Genomic DNA, 18305 nt, shown 5'->3' with positions numbered 1-18305 from the left:
AAGTACAATACGATACGGACATACAATCGAAGGAGGAGAGAAATGCCCATTAATGTCGCCCCCACCGGGCTTGCGCGGGATCTGGCGAACCGGGCCGAATCCGGCCGGCCGATCCGGATTGGTCTGATTGGCAGCGGCGAAATGGGGACGGATATCGTTACGCGCGTCGCCCATATGCCGGGAATCGAGGTCGGCGCCATCTGCGACCTGAATGCCGCCCGTGCTCGCAAGGCGGTCGATATCGCCTATCGTTCGGACGGCTTTCACCGCGACGCCGCCGGCGCCGATCAGCTCAACGCGGCGATGGAGCAGGGGAAGGTGGCGATCACCTCCAACTCCGGCGACATTCTGGAAAGTGGGCTGATCGACGTCGTGATCGACGCCACCGGGGTTCCCGCGGTCGGCGCGGAAATCGGCCTCGCCGCCATGGAGCACGGCAAGCATCTGGTGATGATGAACGTCGAGGCCGACGTCACCATCGGCGCCTATCTCAAGAGCGAGGCGGACCGTCTCGGCGTCACCTATTCGCTGGGCGCCGGCGACGAGCCGTCCTCCTGCATCGAACTGATCGAGTTCGTCACCGCCATGGGCCATCCGATCGTCGCGGCCGGCAAGGGCAAGAACAATCCGCTCAACATCGATGCCGTGCCGGACGACTATGCCGAAGAGGCGGCGCGCCGCAACATGAACGTTCGCATGCTGGTGGAATTCGTCGACGGTTCCAAGACGATGGTCGAGATGGCGGCGATCGCCAATGCCACCGGCCTCGTTCCGGACAAGCCGGGCATGCATGGTCCCGCCGCGACGCTGGACCAGTTGTCCTCGACGCTTGTGCCCCGTGAGCATGGCGGCGTGCTGTCGAAGACCGGCGTCGTCGATTACTCGATCGGCAAGGGTGTGGCGCCCGGCGTCTTCGTCGTCGCCGACATGTCGCATCCGCGCATTTCCGAGCGCATGGAAGACCTGAAAATGGGCAAGGGCCCCTATTTCACCTTCCATCGGCCCTATCACCTGACATCGCTGGAAGTGCCGCTGACCTGCGCCCGCGTGGTGCTTTACGGCAAGGCGGACATGGTGCCGCTGGCGACCCCGGTCGCGGAGGTCTGCGCCGTCGCCAAGAAGGATATGCAGCCGGGCGAGACGCTCGATGCCATTGGCGAATACTGCTATCGCGCCTGGATCATGACCACGCCGGAGGCGCGCGCCGCAAGGGCCATTCCCTGCGGCCTCCTGCAGGACGGCAAGGTCACGCAGGCGATCCGCAAGGGCGATCTCATCACCCATTCGAATGCATCCGTCGCACCGGGTTCGCGCATCGCGGCCCTGCGCGCCCGTCAGGATGCGCTGGTCTATGGCAAGGAGGCTTGATATGGCCGCACAAGCACGCGCAGCACAGGCAGACGCCGTCCCGCAGGACGGCGACGCCAGCAATCTGCCCTTCATCTATCGCACCTATTCGCGCGAGCAACTGCTCGCGGCTTTGCACAGGATGCACCTCATCCGCCAGTTCGAGGAGGGCGCCGAGGAAAGCTACATGCGCGGCCTGATCCACGGCACGATGCACCTGTCCATCGGCCAGGAAGCCAGCGCCATGGGCATCTGCATGCCGTTGTCGAAGGAGGATCAGATCACCTCGACCCATCGTGGCCACGGCCACTGCATCGCCAAGGGCGCCGAGGTGTCGCGCATGTTCGCCGAGTTTTTCGGCAAGACCACCGGTTATTGCGCCGGGCGCGGCGGCTCGATGCATATCGCCGACGTGACGACCGGCAACCTCGGCGCCAACGGGATCGTCGGCGGCGGCCTGCCGATCGCCGTCGGCGCGGCCCTGACCGCCAAGCGGCTTAAAACCGGAAAGGTCGTCGTCTGTTTCTTCGGCGACGGCGCCAACAACGAGGGCGCCTTCCACGAGGCGCTGAACATGGCGGCCGTCTGGAAGCTGCCGGTCGTCTTCGTCTGCGAAAACAACGGATACGGCATGTCGACCTCGACCGCGCGGTCGACGGCAGTCGCCAATATCGCCGATCGTGCGGCCGCCTATGGCATGCCGGGCGTCATCGTCGACGGCAACGTCCTGTCGGATGTCGCGGAGGCCTCGCATGACGCCGTGGAGCGCGCCAGGCGCGGCGAAGGTCCGACGCTGATCGAATGCAAGACCTATCGCTATCGCGGCCATTCCAAAAGTGACCGTAACCGCTATCGAACCAAGGACGAGATCGAGGACTGGATGAACAATCGCGATCCGATCGTGCGCTACGAGGCGCAGCTGCAGGAATTCGGCATCGCGACGCGTGAGGAGCTCGACGCCGTGCAGGAGGCCGTGCGCCAGGAAATCGCCGCCGGAATCGAGTTTGCCAAGGAAAGCCCGATGCCGGAACTCTCCGGTCTCGCCGACAACGTCTACACGGCGGAGGTTTCCCGATGAACGCGCCTGTTCGAGAACTCAGCTATTCCCAGGCCATCAAGGAAGCGATGGCGATCGCCATGGAAAACGACGAGCGCGTCGTGCTGATGGGCGAGGATATCGGCGTCTATGGCGGCGCCTTCCAGGTCACCGGCGATCTGGTCGAGCGCTTCGGCACCGACCGGGTGATGGACACGCCGATTTCCGAACTCGGCGGCGCCGGCGTCGCCGTCGGCGCTGCGGTGACCGGCCTGAGGCCGATCTTCGAATTCCAGTTTTCCGATTTCGCCGCGCTTGCCATGGAGCAGATCGTCAACCAGGCGGCCAAGATGCGCTACATGCTCGGCGGCGCGGTCTCGGTGCCGCTGGTCATGCGTTTTCCCGCCGGTTCGGGCACGGGGGCTGCCGCCCAGCACAGCCAGAGCCTGGAAGCCTGGCTCGGGCATGTGCCGGGGCTGAAGGTCATCCAGCCGGCGACCCCGCACGACGTCAAGGGCATGCTGCTTGCCGCCGTGGCCGATCCCGATCCGGTGATGATCTTCGAACACAAGCTGCTCTACAAGATGAAAGGCCCGGTTCCGGAGGGGCATTACACCGTGCCGCTCGACAAGGCTGACGTGCGCCGGCAGGGCAGGGACGTGACCATTGTCGCGACCTCGATCATGGTGCACAAGGCGCTGGAGGCCGCCGGGCAGTTGGCCGCCGAGGGCATCGAGGCCGAGGTGGTCGACCTGCGCTCGATCCGCCCGATCGACGGCGAGACGATCATTGCCAGCGTCAAGAAGACGACACGCCTCGTCTGTGTCTACGAGGGTGTGAAGACCCTGGGTGTCGGCGCCGAAATCAGCGCCCTGATCGCCGAAAGCGAAGCGTTCGACTATCTCGACGCTCCGATTGTCCGGCTCGGCGGTTCCGAGACGCCGATTCCCTACAATCCCGAACTGGAAAAGGCCGCCGTGCCGCAGGTGCCGGATATTCTTGCGGCGGCGCGCGATCTGGTCAGGGGAGCGCGATAGGTATGGCGAGCGAAGTCATTCTGCCCAAGGTCGACATGGACATGGCGACCGGCAAGATCTCCAAATGGTTCTTTTCCGAAGGCGACACCGTCAGGAAAGGCGATGTGCTGTTCGAGATCGAGACCGACAAGGCCGCGATGGAAATCGATGCGCCGGCTGACGGCATCTTGCGCGATGTGAAGGGCGGCGAAGGCGTCGACATTCCCGTCGGTGCGGCCGTCGCCTGGATCTATGGAGAAGGCGAGGCCTATACCGGTGCCGCATCGCCGGCCCCGGCCGCGCTGGAGGCGGCGCCTGCGCCTGCCGCAGCCAGCCCGAAGGCGCCCAGTGCAACGGTTTCCGCACCCGGGGCGCACGATGGCGCCGTGCGGGCAACACCGCTGGCAAGGCGTCTTGCGCGCGACAACGGCATCGACCTCTCCGGCCTCGCCGGCAGCGGACCGCATGGCCGTGTCGTCGCCATCGACGTGACGTCCGCGATGACGACAGCGTCTGTGCCTGTCGCAGTGGCCTCGACGGGTCCGGCCGCCGCGGCAATCCCGGATGCGGTCAGGGCGCCGGGCAATGCGCTGAAGCATTTCGCCGAGGGTTCCTACGAGTTGCAGCCGCATTCCTCGATGCGCCGCACGATCGCGCGCCGCCTCGTGGAGGCCAAGAGCACGGTTCCGCATTTCTATCTGACCGTCGACTGCCGTCTCGATGCGCTGATGAAACTGCGCGCCGAGCTCAACGCTTCGGCCCCGATTGCGGATGGTATCGCGTCCTACAAGCTGTCGGTCAACGACATGGTGATCAAGGCTTACGCGCTGGCACTCGCCGCCACGCCCGACGCCAACGTCTCCTGGACCGAGGAACAGCTGGTGCGCCACCGTTTCGTCGATATCGGCGTTGCCGTCTCTGTGCCCGGCGGGCTGATCACGCCCATTGTGCGCCAGGCGCAGGCCAAGAGCCTGTCGGCGATCTCCAACGAGATGAAAGATCTGGCGGCGCGCGCCAAGGCCGGCCGGTTGAAGCCGGAGGAATATCAGGGCGGCACGGCTGCGGTGTCCAATCTCGGCATGTTCGGGGTAAGGCAGTTCGCGGCGATCATCAACCCGCCCCATGCCACCATTCTGGCCGTCGGCGCCGGCGAGCGCCGGCCGGTGGTCGACGACACCGGCGAACTGGCGGTGGCGACGGTGATGAGCGTCACCTTGTCGACCGACCACAGGGCCGTCGACGGCGCGCTCGGCGCCGAGCTGGTCGGCAAGCTGCGCGCCTTCATCGAAAATCCGATGTCGATGCTGGTGTGACGGTTCGTCATTCGTGGCCGGGCAGGCGGGTGCGGCGCGCCCGCGCCCCTTCTCTTTTTCTTTCAAGGATCGATCCATGTCCTCCGCCTACGACCTCATCATCGTCGGTTCCGGCCCGGGCGGCTATGTCGCCGCCATCCGCGCGGCGCAACTGGGCCTCAGGACCGCCATCGTCGAGCGCGAGCACCTGGGCGGCATCTGCCTCAACTGGGGCTGCATCCCGACAAAAGCGCTGCTGCGCTCGGCCGAAATCCTCGATCACGCCAACCATGCGCGGCGCTACGGCCTGCGTATCGACGGCACGGTTACGGCGGAGATCTCCGAAGTCGTCGCCCGTTCGCGTGGCGTTTCGCAGCGTCTGAACGGCGGCGTCGGCTTCCTGATGAAGAAGAACGGGATCGATGTCATTTGGGGCGAGGCCAGGCTGGCGAAGCCGGGTGAAATCGTCGTCTCGGCTCCCGCGAAGCCGCCGATGCAGCCGCAAAACCCTGTGCCGAAATCGACCCTGGGGGCGGGCACCTATACTGCACGGCATATCGTGCTGGCGACCGGCGCAAGACCGCGCGCCCTGCCCGGCATCGAGCCGGACGGCCGGTTGATCTGGACCTATTTCGAGGCGATGGTGCCGAAAGCGCTGCCGAAGAGCCTGCTGGTCATGGGCTCCGGGGCGATCGGCATCGAATTCGCATCCTTTTATCGCTCCATGGGTGTCGAGGTCACCGTCGTCGAGGTCATGGAACGCATCATGCCCGTCGAGGACGCCGAGATTTCCACCCTTGCCCGCAAGGCGCTGGAAAAACGCGGCCTGACGATCCTGACCTCTGCCCGGGTCACGAAGGTCGAGAAGGGCGCCGATTCCATCACCACCACGATCGAGACCGCGGACGGCAAGGGCCGGACGATAACCGCCGACCGGATGATCTCCGCTATCGGGGTTCAGGGCAATATCGAGGGGCTCGGGCTGGAGGCTCTTGGCATCGCGACCGAACGCGGCTGCATCGTCGTGGATGGCTACGGGCGCACCAACGTCGCCGGCCTTTATGCGATCGGCGATGTCGCCGGGCCGCCCATGCTCGCCCACAAGGCCGAGCATGAAGGCGTCATCTGCGTGGAGAAGATCGCCGGCCTGGAAAACGTCCATGCACTCGACAAGGACCGTATACCCGGCTGCACCTATTGCGATCCGCAGGTTGCCTCTGTCGGGCTGACCGAAGCGAAGGCGAGGGAGCAGGGGCGTGACGTTCGTATCGGCCGTTTCTCTTTCGCCGCCAATGGCAAGGCCATTGCGCTCGGCGAAGACAACGGCCTGGTCAAGACCGTGTTCGATAATCGAACCGGCGCTCTGATCGGCGCCCATATGGTCGGCGCCGAGGTGACGGAACTCGTCCAAGGCTTCGTCGTCGCCATGAATCTCGAAACGACGGAGCAGGAACTGATGCACACCGTCTTCCCGCATCCGACATTGTCCGAAGCGATGAAGGAAAGCGTCCTGGATGCTTACGGCCAAGCGATCAATGCATGAAAACCATGAGCGGGTTCCAGCGCGGTGTATCTGAACTTTCTTCCGGTAAGTCGGAAGAATGATCGACTGGAAAAGCGCTATGCGGCGATTTGAGCGATTGACAGGGCTGTGTTCCCTATACACATTAATGTCGCAAGGTTCAGATGTTCGGTTCCGGCTGGATGAGAACTGGAGAAAGCGATGCATTTCAAGCGGCCGCAGACGCCTGACGTCGAACCCGTCCGGCATATGCTGCGCGGGTTGCGCGGTGTGCTGAAGGAAGGTCGCGACCGGTTCGCCCGCGAGATATCGGATCGGCTGCCGACGCCGGCATCGGTTGCCGCGCGCGCGCTGCTGCACGGCGTCGATCAAATGGCGCATGATATCGATCGGCTGGCTGTAAACATCTCGCATGGCCTCAGGTCCACGTCGCCGACGAAAGACGATGCGGGTCGTCCGCGAGCCCATCCGCTTGCGGACGCGTTCATGGGAACGCTTGCCGCCGCGCGGCGGCAAAGGGCGCTTCCCGATGCGGCCATGCCGGACGAAGCCGTCGTCCGCACCGCCTTTGCCGTGGCCTGCGGGCCGGACGGGCCGTTCGAACCCGATGGCGCGGCATCCCTCACACTTGCGCTGCTGGCCGGCGGCGAGGGAGGCGACGCCGCCGATCGCGGCAGGGCAGTGGTCATTTTCGGTGCGGCCCTGTCGCTGCTGGCATCGTGCGACGGCGAAACCTCCGCTTCGATCCTGCGATCCGCCGTAGACCTCAGCGCGGCGTTGAGCGACGATATTCTAGGCGCCTGCAAGAGTGACGACGGCGCGGCGCTGGCCGACCTTTATCGGAAGTATCGCGCTCATGTATGATCTCCAGGACCTGATCGCGGCGCTTCCGCCAAGCAACAAGCCGCTGCGGATTTCGGTGCGCCAGTTGCATTGGTTTCGAGCCGCCTTCGAAGCCTGCGCGCGCCTGTGCGGCGAGCGCATGGGATGTCGCTTCGCGGTGGACGATGCCAAACTTGCCCGAATTTTCCTGCGGTGGTTGCGGGCGATCGATGCCCAGAAGCCGCGAAACCTGCGTGAGCGGCGTGATTTCTTTGATTTCGTTCCCTCGCTCGTTTTGTGTGAACTGATCGCCGATATGCCGCTGAAGACGATATCGGGGCCGAGCCTTGCCGAGCCGGGTTCCGCGGCGGCTTTCTGGCCGGAGGGCTACGTCTGCACCCAGTTCTGCCTTGCCGTCCACGGCGCGGCGACGCAACAGGAATTCAACGTTCGCAGCGAGATCGACCGGATGGTCGACGATGTGCGCAGCTGGTATTCGTTTCGGGAAAATGCATCCGAGGACCAGAATTTTGCGGCCGGATTTTTCCAGAAGCTTTTAGGCCACGAGCCGAACTGGTTCATGCCTGCGAGCTTTCAAGCACGCATGCGCGTGAATGAATAGGGGTTGAAACCGGCGGCTTTCCGCGGAGCGTCAGATCGCCATGCAGAAAGCGTCCGCCTCGTCGGTCGGGCGTGCGGGTTCGCGTGAGGGCTCTTCCCGGTTTTCCGCCATGATGTGCATGATCGAGGGCAACGCCTTCAGAAAAGCGTCGACGCATTTCGGATCGAACTGGCTCCCGGCCCGCTCGCGAATATGGTCGATCGTCCGTTCCACGCTCCACGCTTCCTTATAGGGGCGCGCCGTGGTCAATGCGTCGAAATTGTCCGCGATGGCGACGATCCGGCCGGAGAGCGGTATTTTTTCACCCGAAAGGCGTGAGGGATAGCCTTGCCCGTCCCACCGCTCATGGTGGCTGGCGGCAATTTCCGCCGCCATGCGCAGGAGGCCGGATTTCGACTCCCGCAAGATGTCGAAGCCGGCCAGCGTGTGGGTCTGCATGGAGGCGAATTCGCGCTCCGTCAGTTTTCCCTTCTTCAGCAGCACCGCGTCTGGAATTGCAACCTTGCCGATGTCATGCATGGGCGAGGCGAGGCGAATATCGGAGCAGGTCTGGTGGTCGAGGCCGTAGGCGCTGGCGATCGCCTCCGAATAGCAGCCGACGCGCTTGGTGTGCTTGGCAGTTTCCGCATCCTTGTAGCTTGCGGCGATGCTCAGACGCTCGATGATCTCCTCTTCGCGGGCACGCAATTCCAGCACGGCTTTCTCGACCTCCGTGCGAAGCCACTCGGCCTTGTCCGCCAGCTTGTTCTGCGCGGTGACGAGAGCGACGAGATTGCGCATGCGCGCCTGAAACTCCAGCGGATTGACAGGCTTGGTCAGAAAGTCGATCGCCCCCGCATTCAAGGCCGCCATTCTGACCGCGCTGTCGCCGTCGGCGGTCACGAAGACGACCGGCTTGTTCCGGTAACCATCGAAACGAAGGATCTCGGACATCAGCTCGACTCCGTTGTAGCCGGGCATCTGGAAGTCGATGATCGCGATGTCGAAGTTCAGCCCAGGCATGGCGGCAAGCACGTCGACCGGATTGTCGAAGGGCAGGGCGGTGCATCCCTCCAGCTTCGCAACGAGCCTGGTCAGGAAGGTAAGATTGGTCTTGTTATCATCGACGAGGAGAATTTTCATACCATGTCCTTTCCAGAGCACTTCCGACACTCGCGGAGTCGCCGGAAATCTTTATTCCTTCGTTCTGCCGCATTGTCCAACGCCGGAGCGCTCATGCTTCGGCTGGAAATGCTCTCAAGCGCGCCGCGATCTTTCAGATTCGCTCCCGCGCTTCAGGTCGTTGTTTTTTCGCATGTCGTTGCCGCAAAACCGCTGCACACTCTTGCACGACATGCTTAGGCGGCCAAACGATGCTCCTGGCCTTTCAGCAGATGCTCCAGTTCGCCGATCTTTTCGAAGGAAATATCTCCGGAGCGCAATGCCTGGGCGGCCGCCGCGATCTCGCCGAAGCCGACACTTGCGGCGGCGCCTTTCATGGCGTGCAGCAGGTGGTCGATCGCCTTGGCATCGCTGGCCGGCATGATCGCCCGCAGATTTGACAATATGGCACGGGCGTCCTCGAAGAAGCTTTGCAGCAATTCATTGAAGCCCTCCTCGCCGATCGCCTCGATGACGTCGGTTCGGCGTTGTTCAAAAAGAGTATCGAAATCGTTTTGCATCGGCCCGAAAGCCGCCGGAACCGGCGCGGCCTCCATGGTATCCAAAGCCCCGGTCGTTTTTTCCGTCCGGGCGATGATGTCGCGCAGTTTCGACATGGTGACCGGCTTGGTTTCGAAGCCTGTCATCCCCGCTTCGTGGCACAGGCGCTCGTCGTCGGCCGATGCGTTCGCCGTCATCGCGACGATCGCTACAGTCTTGCCCTCCGGCAAGGCCCGGATACGGCGCGTCGCTTCGATACCGTCCAGGTTGGGCATCTGCATATCCATCAGGATCAGATCGAAATCGCCGTTGCCGAAAACCGTGATCGCTTCGAGACCGTCATTGGCGACGGTGACGGTCTGGCCGAGGTGGCGAAGGAAGCCCGCGGCGACCTGCTGGTTGACGGCGTTGTCCTCGACAAGCAGGATGCGCAGCCGGTGGAGCGCCGCTTTGGCCACGTTGTTCTCAGCGCCTTCGGAATCGGCGGTTTCGTCAAGCTTGGCCGGTCTTGTCGGAAAGTCGAACCAGAATGTGCTGCCCTTGCCTCGAACGCTGTCGACCCCTATGCGTCCGCCGATTGCTTCCACGATCTGTTTGCAGATCGTCAGTCCCAGCCCGGTTCCGCCATACTTGCGGCTGATGGAGGAGTCGACCTGCGAGAAGGGCTGGAACAGCTTGTCGAGGCTTGCCTCGTCAATGCCGATGCCGGTATCCGACACCTCGATGCGAAGGCGCGGCGATCTGCTTGTCGGCACCTCCCTGATGCGCAAGGTAACCACCCCGTCCCGCGTGAATTTGACGGCATTGCTGAGAAGGTTGAGCATCACTTGCCGCAGGCGGGTGGGATCCGACAGAATGACCGGCATGACGAAAGTGTCCGGCAGGACGAGTTCGAGCAGATTGCCGTTTTCCGATGCCCGGTCACGGACCATCTCGATCGTGCTTTCCGCCAGGGGCTTGAGCGCGACGGGCCGGGTTTCGACGTCCACGTTGCCATGCTCGATCTTGGCGAAGTCGAGGATCTCGTTGATGAGCTCCAGGAGGGCATTTCCCGACCGGCGGATCGTTTGCACGCCGAGGAGCATGTTGCGCGGCAGCGGCTGCAGTTCCAGAAGCTCGGCCGTCCCCAGGATCGCATTCAGCGGCGTGCGGACTTCATGCCCCATCGTGGCCATGAATTGCGATTTGGCGCGGTTTCCGGCTTCGGCGGCCAGATAGGAGTCGTTCAGCTCCGTGGCCATCGCCTCGAGGTCGAGGCCGGCGCGCTGGACGGAGCGTAACTGGCGTCGAAGGTTGAAGATGAGGAAACAGACGCTGGCGACGAGCAGCCCGACGAGCGCGACCGTCTGAAGCTGCAGCGCCATGAGGCTGCTGCGGTTCTCGGCCCTGTTGGTGCTGACCCAATTGTTGGTGAAGATCAACAGGTTCTCGGTGGACTCGAGAAGGCTTTCCAGCTTTCCATCGACGTCGCGCAACTGCTCGAGCGGCACGGCCTCGCCCGAAGCCATGGCGTCGAAGGGAGCGACAATCCCGTAAACCGTGCCTTTGATCGCGGCAATCCGCTCGCCGATCGCGGGGGCGAACTGGCGTTCGAAGCTGGCTTGCTCGAGGATGTTCATCCGGGAATAGAGGATATCGTATCGCGTGGCCAGCGACTTGGCGCCGACGCCGGCATGGGAGCCGTCGACGATGGAAAGATGCAATTGCTCGTGTAGCCGGCGCGCCTCCCGGTCGAGCTGGTAGACGGACCACAGGGCGTTCTCGCGGATACCGTCCTGAAGGGTCGAGTAGCGGCGGAAGACGTCGACGGCGAGATAGGCGAGGCCCAACAGCAAGGCGACGGAAAACACCTGCAAGATCATGGTGGTCTTGCTGACGCGGCGGATCACGTCGCCATTGTGCTGGGCCTTCTTGATCACTCGGAGACCTCGATATCCTTGATCTGCCAGACCGAGCGGGAGAAGTATTTCTCGTTGTAGAGGCTCGGATCCAGATCGAACGGATAGATGAGGAACAGCGGCCCCTTTTCGCGGACGGACATGTCCTTTCCGTTCATGGTCAGGGCGAGCATCGTATCGAGCTTGTCGGCGTCTTCGAATGGCACGTCGGCGGAATAGTCGTTGAGCGCGACGATCTTGAGCGATTGTCCGTGCGCTCCCGCGGCCTTCAGCACGGCGCGAAGGAGAGGGCCGGAAAACTCGACCTTTCCGGACGTCCATGGCGTCTCCATGGTCCCGGTGCGTTGTTCGAGCGCGCGCAGCATGTCGCGATCGAACTGCGCCGTTCCCGCGACATTCGCATTTTTCAGATCAGGACCGCGGACGGTCAGGATGACGTCGCCGGTCGGTTTGTCGAGTGAATAGGCGGGCGATACGGCGGCAAAACCGCCGATTGCTACGGCCGCCGCAAGCAATTTGGACAGCAAGTTCATGGGACCTCGAGGAGAAACGGTCGCAAGCGCTCTTCCCTGTCACTCAGGACAGGGAAGGTTGGCCCGAAAAACGGATCAGCGGTCCGCTGAGAGGGCGCGAAAGCACCACACTGCCGGCATCATGCCGGCACGACCCTTGCGGGTTCGGACAATCTGAAAATTAGGATGGAAAGTTTGAGGAAGGTTAAAGGCGACGATTTCAATTTGAGACATACGTTAAAAATATGAAACTTGTTTGTTGACCTTATCATCGCAAGAAAAATGTCTTGTGGTCAAGGGATGCACCGCAGAATAAATCCGGCATCCTCCCCGGAGCATGGCTGAACGATCTTTCGGCATATTTGATCTTGCGCAAAGTAAACACCGGCCGGCCATGACATAATCATGACGTCGGGAAAAATGTCGGCCTCGCTCGCATGGCGGCGCAGCTTCGTCAAGCTGCCGCGTGTGTCGCATGCTTGCGCAGCGGATACTTCCATGAACGCTATCAACCCGTTCGCGCTCTTATGGGCGCTCGGCGACCTGCACAGGTCTGTGCCTTTGTATCGAGTAGTGCAACTGTCATGAAGTACATCACCATAAAGACGTCTCTTGTCGCGCTCATGAGCGCGATCATCGTCGTTGTCAGCCTTTCGTCGCTCATCGCTCTGCAGAATATTCGCTCGATCACCGCCGCAGCGGAAAAGGTCGGCAATTTCTGGATCGAGCGGCTTCTGTCCTCACGCGAGGTCAAGAGCGACTTCGCCGATATCCGTCTGGCACTGGCGCGTTTTGCGCTGGTGAACAACGCCGCCGAGTTCGAAGCGGAGGCAAAGTCCTTCGAGGATGCGAAGGCCAAACTCGAGACGTCGCTGGAAAAATACGAGGCTGGGCTGTTCTCGCCAAAGGGTCGCGCGTTGATCGGCGCCATCAGGTCCCTGTCCGCTTCCTATGTGAGCCGCAGCGCGCCTTATATCGAGCATATCAGGAGCCATGACCTCGATGGCGCGCGGGCCTTTTTCAATGCGGAGCTGACGCCGATCGCCACGCAGACGAACGCAAAGATCGCGGAACTGGTCGCGTTCATAATGCAGCAGAGCGGCAGTGAAGTCGCCGCGGCGGGCGAGGCGGCAAACCAGGCCTTTATCATATCGTTGTCCATCGCGACGGTGGCGGTGCTGATCAATCTGTTCGGAATCTACATTGTGGTGGCGCGGGTCGCCAATCCGATCCAGCGGATCACCGAGGCCATGCGCAAGCTCGCCGATGGCGATGCATGCAGCGCCGTGCCGTTTACCGAGCGTGGCGATGAAGTCGGCGCCATGGCCGGCGCCGTGCAGATTTTCCGTGAAAACGCCATCGAGCGTGCACGGCTTGAGCGAGAGGCGGAAGAAAACCGCACGCTCAGCGAAACCGAACGGCTGGAAGCCGAGGCGTTCAAGGCGAAAGCGGCGGAAGACGTGAAATTCGCCGTCGGCAATCTCGCAACAGGCCTGTCGCGGCTTTCGGACGGCGATGTTTCCTACCGCATCGAGGCGCCGTTCACCCCGAGCCTGGATGCCGTGCGGCAGGATTTCAACAGTTCGGCCGAGAAATTGCAGGTTGCCTTGCATCGCGTGTCGGAAAACGCACTCGGGATCGATGCCGGTGTCAATGAGATCAGGGCCGCCACGGACGACCTCGCAAAGCGCAGCGAACAGCAGGCTGCCGCCGTCGAGCAGACCGCAGCCGCACTCGAGGAAATCACCACGGTGGTCAAGGACACGGCGAAACGCGCCCGCGCAGCGGGGCAACTGGTGGCCGATGCGCGAAACCATGCCGAGCATTCCGGCGACGTCGTCGGCCGCGCCGTGAAGGCCATGGAACAGATCGAGATATCCTCCCACGAAATCAGCAATATCATCGGCGTCATCGACGAGATCGCTTTCCAGACCAATCTGCTGGCGCTGAATGCGGGCGTCGAGGCCGCACGCGCCGGCGAGGCGGGAAAGGGGTTCGCGGTCGTAGCCCAGGAAGTGCGGGAACTGGCTCAGCGCTCGGCAAAGGCCGCAAAGGAAATAAAGGCTCTGATCAACGCATCCGAAGCCCAGGTGGCGGAAGGCGTGCAATACGTGGCCGATACCGGCCGGACGCTTTCGGCCATCGTATCCGAGGTACAGGAGATCAATCGTCACGTTCATGCGATCGCCGAAGCGGCGCAGGAGCAGTCGTCTGGTCTCCAGCAGATCAATTCCGCCGTGAACCAGATGGATCAGGACACGCAGAAAAACGCGGCGATGGTCGAGGAGACCACGGCCGCGACCCACAGCCTCTCAAGAGAGGTCGGCTCGCTCACCCAGCTGTTGCGGCTGTTCAAGCTCGATGCGTCGCATCCGGCGGCATCTTCGGCCCCGGCCGCACGCCCGGCCGTCGTCTCCTTGCCGGTCAAGGCGATCAACCGGCGTCTGTCGAGAGCCTATCCCGGCAGCGGTCCCGTCGCGATCAAGCAGGATGACTGGCAGGAATTCTGACCGCGGGGAGGGCGCCCCGGCTGCATGCGCGCAAGGAGGAGTGGGGCGTGCAACTCGCTGTCAGGTGGAGGGTGCGGATGTGTCAGATCCCGGACCCATCCAGTTCCTTTTCGTCGTCGCCCTGCCAAGGCGAAGGCGTAAAGGCGCGGCTGAGATTGGCCGAAGGCATCGGCATCCAGCATTTCAGCTCCGGTTCGGCATATTCGATGATGCAGCCCGGGGCTGAATCGGAGGCGCGCCAGCCCTCCGCGCCGAACCGGTCGCCATGCGACCAGTAGGCGACGTCGACTTCCGCCGGCCCCTGCTCGGATGAGCGGACGGTGACGAGGATGCGACTGCCGTCTCTTGGCGCGCTGGCCATCTGGCGCCATCTGTCCGGCTTATCCATCGTTTTCCCTCCTGCCTTGTCTCGAGTCCAAGTGTCGCCTCGCCATCGAAAGCGGTCAACCCAAACTTTTCGCGACACACCCGGCTGGTGCGGGCCGATGGCGACCTCAGTCCTCATGTGCCTCGCGGCCTGAGATTTCCTCGACGAAGACACGGAAAAAAATGTGGTCGGAGTGATCTGAAATCGGAAGCGGCACGGGTTTCAGGGCTCCGGGCTCCCACCAGTCGAAATGCTTGCTGAGCAGAGACCAGGCATGGTCCCGCTCATGCTGATAGCCCGTCTGATCGGACAACTCCTCGAAGCGCCCCCCGACAACGACGCTTTTCCACTCCCTTCCATGCCCTCTCTCTTCGACCACCAGCGAAACCTCGGGGTTGGCCCGCATGCAGTCGATCTTCTTGCCCGGCATGGAAAAAGCGTAGAGGCTGTTGTCGGCATAGGCGAAATAGATCGGCACGACATAGGGTTTCCCCTCCTTCGCGCAGGCCAGATGAGCAAGCCGGTTTGCCGAGAGCAGTGCAGTGCATTCGAGCGTATTCAATGATCGGATATGCATCGTCATTCTCCTACCCATGTTGACGGACAGGCGCCTCCCCCGGCCCGCGCGGCGGATACTGGAACTGCACACCGGCGAAATAGGGGTCGCCTGCGATGAACGGGATCACACGGACGGCGCGACCTGCCTTTTCAGATCATCAGACGGTCGGCCTCCTCGCCAGACCTTGGTCCCTTGCATCGCGACGATCATAGCCGAACTTGTCGCAAGTTGTCTTGAGCGGGATCAAATGTGCCGGATTTCAGCCATGGTGACGGGTCGCAGGTCAGGGCGGCCATGCGGCTTCGGCTTGATCCGCGTCAAGGAAGCATTGCTTGCAGCATCTATCATGGATGCAGGCTTGAGCCTGCGAAACGGAGGCGTGTTGCAATGAGCTACAAATCCATTGTCGTCAATCTGGACGTGGACGGACCGATCGAATCGGTCGTCAAGGTGGCGAGCGAACTGGCGGCGGCGTCGCGCGCCCGGCTGATCGGCTTTTGCGCCGCCGATGCCTATCTGCCGGTCACCGGACCGGAAGGCGCGGCCCTGGTCGCGCAGGCATGGCAGCAGATGCGCGATGACGACGAACGCCGGTTCAAGGAATTGCGCGAGGAATTCGAAAGCCTGGTGGCCGGCGTGGTGAAGACGGAGTGGCATGAGGCGCTGGACAGGCCGACGCCGGCGCTCGTCAGGATGTCGAGGGGCGCCGACCTCGTTCTCACCCAGGCGCTGGACGGCGCCGCAACCGGCGACACCGCGCGGATAGCCGACCCGGCCGGCGTGGTGCTGCAATCGGGCCGACCGCTTCTGATTGTCGGCACGGAGAAGGCGTCTGTCCCGGCCAGGAAGGCCGTCGTGACGTGGAAGGATACGAAAGAGGCGCGACGGGCGCTGTCCGATGCCGTACCGCTTCTGCAGAGCGCCGCCGAAGTGACGGTTGTGACGGTGGCTTCCACGATCGATCAGCCGGTCCGCGACAGCATGGCCGATGTCGACGCATTCCTCACCTGGCACGGCATCCGCGCACGCGGCGAGGCCATCGAGAGTATCGACGAAGTTGGCAGCCTGCTCGATTTTGTCGATGCGCAAGGCGCGGATCTCGTGGTATCCGGGGCTTACGGGCACAGCCGGCTGCGCGAATGGATCTTCGGCGGCATCACGCGCTCGCTTCTCGGTCGAAACCGGTTCAGTCGTTTCATGTCCGCCTGACAACCGCCTCCTTGGACATTTATGGTGGCAAGAGGCCGCTCTCGAGCGCCGGACCTGGAGACAAGTGCATGCCGTTACAGACGTCTTCGCAGGACGCCGGTGTCGCGGAGGCATATTGGGCGGTTCCCGCCGAGGAGCTCATGGCGCGCCTCGGCACGCGCCGCACCGGCCTTTCGCCCGATGACGCGCGGAGCCGGTTGCGGGCGATGGGCTCCAATGCGATCGAATCCAGGCGCGACACGTCGGCCATCACCGCCTTCCTTCGCCAGTTCCGAAGCCCGCTGGTCCTCATCCTGATCTTCGCGGCCATCGTGTCGAGTGTCGTCGGCGAAGGCAGCGAAGCGCTCATCATCGGCGTCATCGTTCTGGCGAGTTGTGTCCTGTCCTTCATGCAGGAATATGGCGCCTCGCGCGCCATGGAGGCTTTGCAGGCCCGAATTACACCGAAGGCGATGGTCCTACGTGACGGATCGGAGATCGCGGTCGCCGCTGCGGAGATCGTTCCCGGCGACATCCTCCGGCTTTCTGCCGGCAATCTCGTTGCTGCCGACGGCATCCTGCTGGAAAGCCGCGACTTCAACGTCAGCGAAGCCGCGCTGACGGGTGAAACCTTCCCGGTGGTCAAGGAGCCGGGCCTTTCGCCGCCCGACGCGCCGATCGCGCAACGCGCCAATGCGGTCTTTACCGGCACTTCGGTGCGCAGCGGCACCGCTTCCATGGTCGTTGTCAGGACCGGACTGCGAACCGAGTTCGCATCCATCGCCGCATCGGTGGCGCATGTCGCGCCGGAAACGGAGTTCGCCAAGGGCATCCGCCGCTTCGGTTATATGATGACGCAGATCATGCTGGTCATCGTGATCCTTGTCTTTTTCGCCAATCTCCTCCTGCATCGCCCAGCCGTGGATTCCCTGTTGTTTTCGCTGGCGCTCGCGGTGGGGCTGACCCCGGAGCTTCTGCCGGCGATCATCAGCGTCACCCTGGCACGCGGCGCCCATGCCATGGCGGCGAGCGGCGTGATCGTGCGCCGCCTCGATGCGATCGAGAATCTCGGCAGCATGGACCTGCTCTGCACCGACAAGACCGGCACGCTGACCGAAGGGGTTATCCATCTCGACGCCTGCATGGATGCATCGGGTGTCGAGGCGCCGCAGGTGCGCCTTTGGGCCTTGCTCAACGCCACCCTGCAGACGGGTATGGCCAATCCGCTCGACGAGGCGATCGCCAATGGCAAGGGTCCGCAGGACGACCTCTCCGGCTACGTCAAGGCGGATGAGCTTGCCTATGACTTCATTCGCAAGCGGCTGTCGGTGATCGTCCGGCAGGCGGGCCGGCCGGAGGATCTGATGATCTGCAAGGGCGCGGTCCAGAGTGTCGTCGCGGCGTGTTCCTCGGTGCTGGAGGGTGGGCTCGACGTGCCGATGGATGCGGACCGGGCAGGCGCGATCGACGAGAAGCTGCGCGCCTGGAGCGGGCAGGGATATCGTGTTCTCGGCCTGGCGATCCGCCGCTTTGCCCGGCAGGAGGCCTATCGCCGCGAGGACGAGGCAGACCTTGTCTTCGCCGGCTTCCTGCTGTTTCTCGACCCGCCCAAGGCCGGCATGGCGCAAACGCTGAAGGCGCTTGCCGATCGCGGCATCCGGGTCAAGATGATCAGCGGCGACAACCGCTATGTCGCGGCCCATCTCGCCGAAACCATCGACCTGCCGCACCGCCGGATCCTGACGGGAGCCGAGGTCGGCGCGTTGACGAAGGAGGCGCTGGTGCGTCGGGTCGGGCAGATCGATATCTTCGCCGAGATCGATCCCAACCAGAAGGAGCGCATCATCGCGGCGCTGCGCGGGCACGGCCATGTGGTCGGTTATCTCGGCGACGGCATCAATGACGCGCCGGCCCTGCACGCGGCCGATGTCGGCATTTCCGTCGACAGCGCAGTCGATGTGGCGCGCGAAGCG

The 18305-nt window shown here is 63.1% G+C and carries 15 protein-coding genes; 10 read left to right on the top strand and 5 right to left on the bottom strand.

The features are described from left to right. The first annotated feature begins 42 nt into the window (after positions 1-42). The 7 genes from P7F60_RS23660 to P7F60_RS23630 all read left to right on the top strand — a co-directional run bounded on the left by P7F60_RS23660 (position 43) and on the right by P7F60_RS23630 (position 7657). Complete coding sequence (locus P7F60_RS23660) at positions 43-1368, top strand: NAD(P)H-dependent oxidoreductase (protein WP_277920163.1); 1326 nt, start codon at positions 43-45, stop codon at positions 1366-1368. A 1-nt stretch (position 1369) separates the two neighbouring features. Continuing rightward, entirely contained in the window at positions 1370-2425 is a 1056-nt protein-coding gene (locus tag P7F60_RS23655) for a thiamine pyrophosphate-dependent dehydrogenase E1 component subunit alpha (RefSeq protein WP_277920162.1), read from the top strand. Next, complete coding sequence (locus tag P7F60_RS23650) at positions 2422-3420, top strand: alpha-ketoacid dehydrogenase subunit beta (protein WP_277920161.1); 999 nt, start codon at positions 2422-2424, stop codon at positions 3418-3420. Before P7F60_RS23655 ends, P7F60_RS23650 begins: the two co-directional genes overlap by 4 nt. A 2-nt stretch (positions 3421-3422) precedes the next feature. Then, the gene (locus P7F60_RS23645; RefSeq protein WP_277920160.1) at positions 3423-4712 is read left to right on the top strand and encodes a pyruvate dehydrogenase complex dihydrolipoamide acetyltransferase; all 1290 of its coding nucleotides are present in this window, start codon (positions 3423-3425) and stop codon (positions 4710-4712) included. A gap of 76 nt (positions 4713-4788) precedes the next feature. Further along, positions 4789-6234, top strand: a complete 1446-nt coding sequence (gene lpdA, locus P7F60_RS23640) for a dihydrolipoyl dehydrogenase (protein ID WP_277920159.1) — start codon at positions 4789-4791, stop codon at positions 6232-6234. A gap of 228 nt (positions 6235-6462) precedes the next feature. Then, positions 6463-7077: a hypothetical protein gene (locus P7F60_RS23635; RefSeq protein WP_277920158.1), complete on the top strand. Its 615-nt coding sequence runs from the start codon at positions 6463-6465 to the stop codon at positions 7075-7077. After that, positions 7070-7657, top strand: a complete 588-nt coding sequence (locus P7F60_RS23630; protein ID WP_277920157.1) for a hypothetical protein — start codon at positions 7070-7072, stop codon at positions 7655-7657. Before P7F60_RS23635 ends, P7F60_RS23630 begins: the two co-directional genes overlap by 8 nt. 30 nt (positions 7658-7687) lie before the next feature. Here P7F60_RS23630 and P7F60_RS23625 read toward each other — a convergent pair whose 3' ends face one another. The 3 genes from P7F60_RS23625 to P7F60_RS23615 all read right to left on the bottom strand — a co-directional run bounded on the left by P7F60_RS23625 (position 7688) and on the right by P7F60_RS23615 (position 11729). Further along, positions 7688-8779: an HD domain-containing phosphohydrolase gene (locus tag P7F60_RS23625; protein ID WP_277920156.1), complete on the bottom strand. Its 1092-nt coding sequence runs from the start codon at positions 8777-8779 to the stop codon at positions 7688-7690. A gap of 215 nt (positions 8780-8994) precedes the next feature. After that, the gene (locus P7F60_RS23620; RefSeq protein ID WP_277920155.1) at positions 8995-11217 is read right to left on the bottom strand and encodes an ATP-binding protein; all 2223 of its coding nucleotides are present in this window, start codon (positions 11215-11217) and stop codon (positions 8995-8997) included. Then, complete coding sequence (locus P7F60_RS23615; RefSeq protein ID WP_277920154.1) at positions 11214-11729, bottom strand: molybdopterin-dependent oxidoreductase; 516 nt, start codon at positions 11727-11729, stop codon at positions 11214-11216. Before P7F60_RS23615 ends, P7F60_RS23620 begins: the two co-directional genes overlap by 4 nt. A 563-nt stretch (positions 11730-12292) precedes the next feature. Here P7F60_RS23615 and P7F60_RS23610 point away from each other — a divergent pair. Continuing rightward, the gene (locus P7F60_RS23610; RefSeq protein WP_277920153.1) at positions 12293-14218 is read left to right on the top strand and encodes a methyl-accepting chemotaxis protein; all 1926 of its coding nucleotides are present in this window, start codon (positions 12293-12295) and stop codon (positions 14216-14218) included. Between the two features lie 82 nt (positions 14219-14300). Here P7F60_RS23610 and P7F60_RS23605 read toward each other — a convergent pair whose 3' ends face one another. Beyond that, positions 14301-14606: a hypothetical protein gene (locus tag P7F60_RS23605; RefSeq protein WP_277920152.1), complete on the bottom strand. Its 306-nt coding sequence runs from the start codon at positions 14604-14606 to the stop codon at positions 14301-14303. 106 nt (positions 14607-14712) lie between these two features. Then, positions 14713-15162 (bottom strand): pyridoxamine 5'-phosphate oxidase family protein, encoded by a 450-nt coding sequence (locus P7F60_RS23600; protein ID WP_277920314.1) that lies wholly within the window; start codon positions 15160-15162, stop codon positions 14713-14715. Between the two features lie 369 nt (positions 15163-15531). Here P7F60_RS23600 and P7F60_RS23595 point away from each other — a divergent pair, with 369 nt between their 5' ends. Then, positions 15532-16353, top strand: coding sequence for a universal stress protein (locus P7F60_RS23595; protein WP_277920151.1), 822 nt, complete (start codon positions 15532-15534; stop codon positions 16351-16353). A gap of 68 nt (positions 16354-16421) precedes the next feature. Then, on the top strand, positions 16422-18305 hold a 1884-nt coding region (locus tag P7F60_RS23590; protein WP_277920150.1), incomplete at its 3' end, for an HAD-IC family P-type ATPase.

Source organism: Rhizobium sp. YJ-22, from assembly GCF_029601685.1.
In the GTDB taxonomy this organism is placed as follows: domain Bacteria; phylum Pseudomonadota; class Alphaproteobacteria; order Rhizobiales; family Rhizobiaceae; genus Metarhizobium.
The sequence above is the reverse complement of the archived record's forward strand: the minus strand, read 5'-3'. Positions and strand labels throughout refer to the sequence as shown.

Coding starts and splice junctions, on each gene's coding strand:
- P7F60_RS23630 (WP_277920157.1), top strand. CDS start 7,070: ATGTATGATCTCCAGGACCTGATCGCGGCGCTTCCGCCAAGCAACAAG.
- P7F60_RS23600 (WP_277920314.1), bottom strand. CDS start 15,162: ATGCATATCCGATCATTGAATACGCTCGAATGCACTGCACTGCTCTCG.
- P7F60_RS23655 (WP_277920162.1), top strand. CDS start 1,370: ATGGCCGCACAAGCACGCGCAGCACAGGCAGACGCCGTCCCGCAGGAC.
- P7F60_RS23615 (WP_277920154.1), bottom strand. CDS start 11,729: ATGAACTTGCTGTCCAAATTGCTTGCGGCGGCCGTAGCAATCGGCGGT.
- P7F60_RS23660 (WP_277920163.1), top strand. CDS start 43: ATGCCCATTAATGTCGCCCCCACCGGGCTTGCGCGGGATCTGGCGAAC.
- lpdA (WP_277920159.1), top strand. CDS start 4,789: ATGTCCTCCGCCTACGACCTCATCATCGTCGGTTCCGGCCCGGGCGGC.
- P7F60_RS23610 (WP_277920153.1), top strand. CDS start 12,293: ATGAAGTACATCACCATAAAGACGTCTCTTGTCGCGCTCATGAGCGCG.
- P7F60_RS23645 (WP_277920160.1), top strand. CDS start 3,423: ATGGCGAGCGAAGTCATTCTGCCCAAGGTCGACATGGACATGGCGACC.
- P7F60_RS23635 (WP_277920158.1), top strand. CDS start 6,463: ATGCTGCGCGGGTTGCGCGGTGTGCTGAAGGAAGGTCGCGACCGGTTC.
- P7F60_RS23650 (WP_277920161.1), top strand. CDS start 2,422: ATGAACGCGCCTGTTCGAGAACTCAGCTATTCCCAGGCCATCAAGGAA.
- P7F60_RS23605 (WP_277920152.1), bottom strand. CDS start 14,606: ATGGATAAGCCGGACAGATGGCGCCAGATGGCCAGCGCGCCAAGAGAC.
- P7F60_RS23625 (WP_277920156.1), bottom strand. CDS start 8,779: ATGAAAATTCTCCTCGTCGATGATAACAAGACCAATCTTACCTTCCTG.
- P7F60_RS23595 (WP_277920151.1), top strand. CDS start 15,532: ATGAGCTACAAATCCATTGTCGTCAATCTGGACGTGGACGGACCGATC.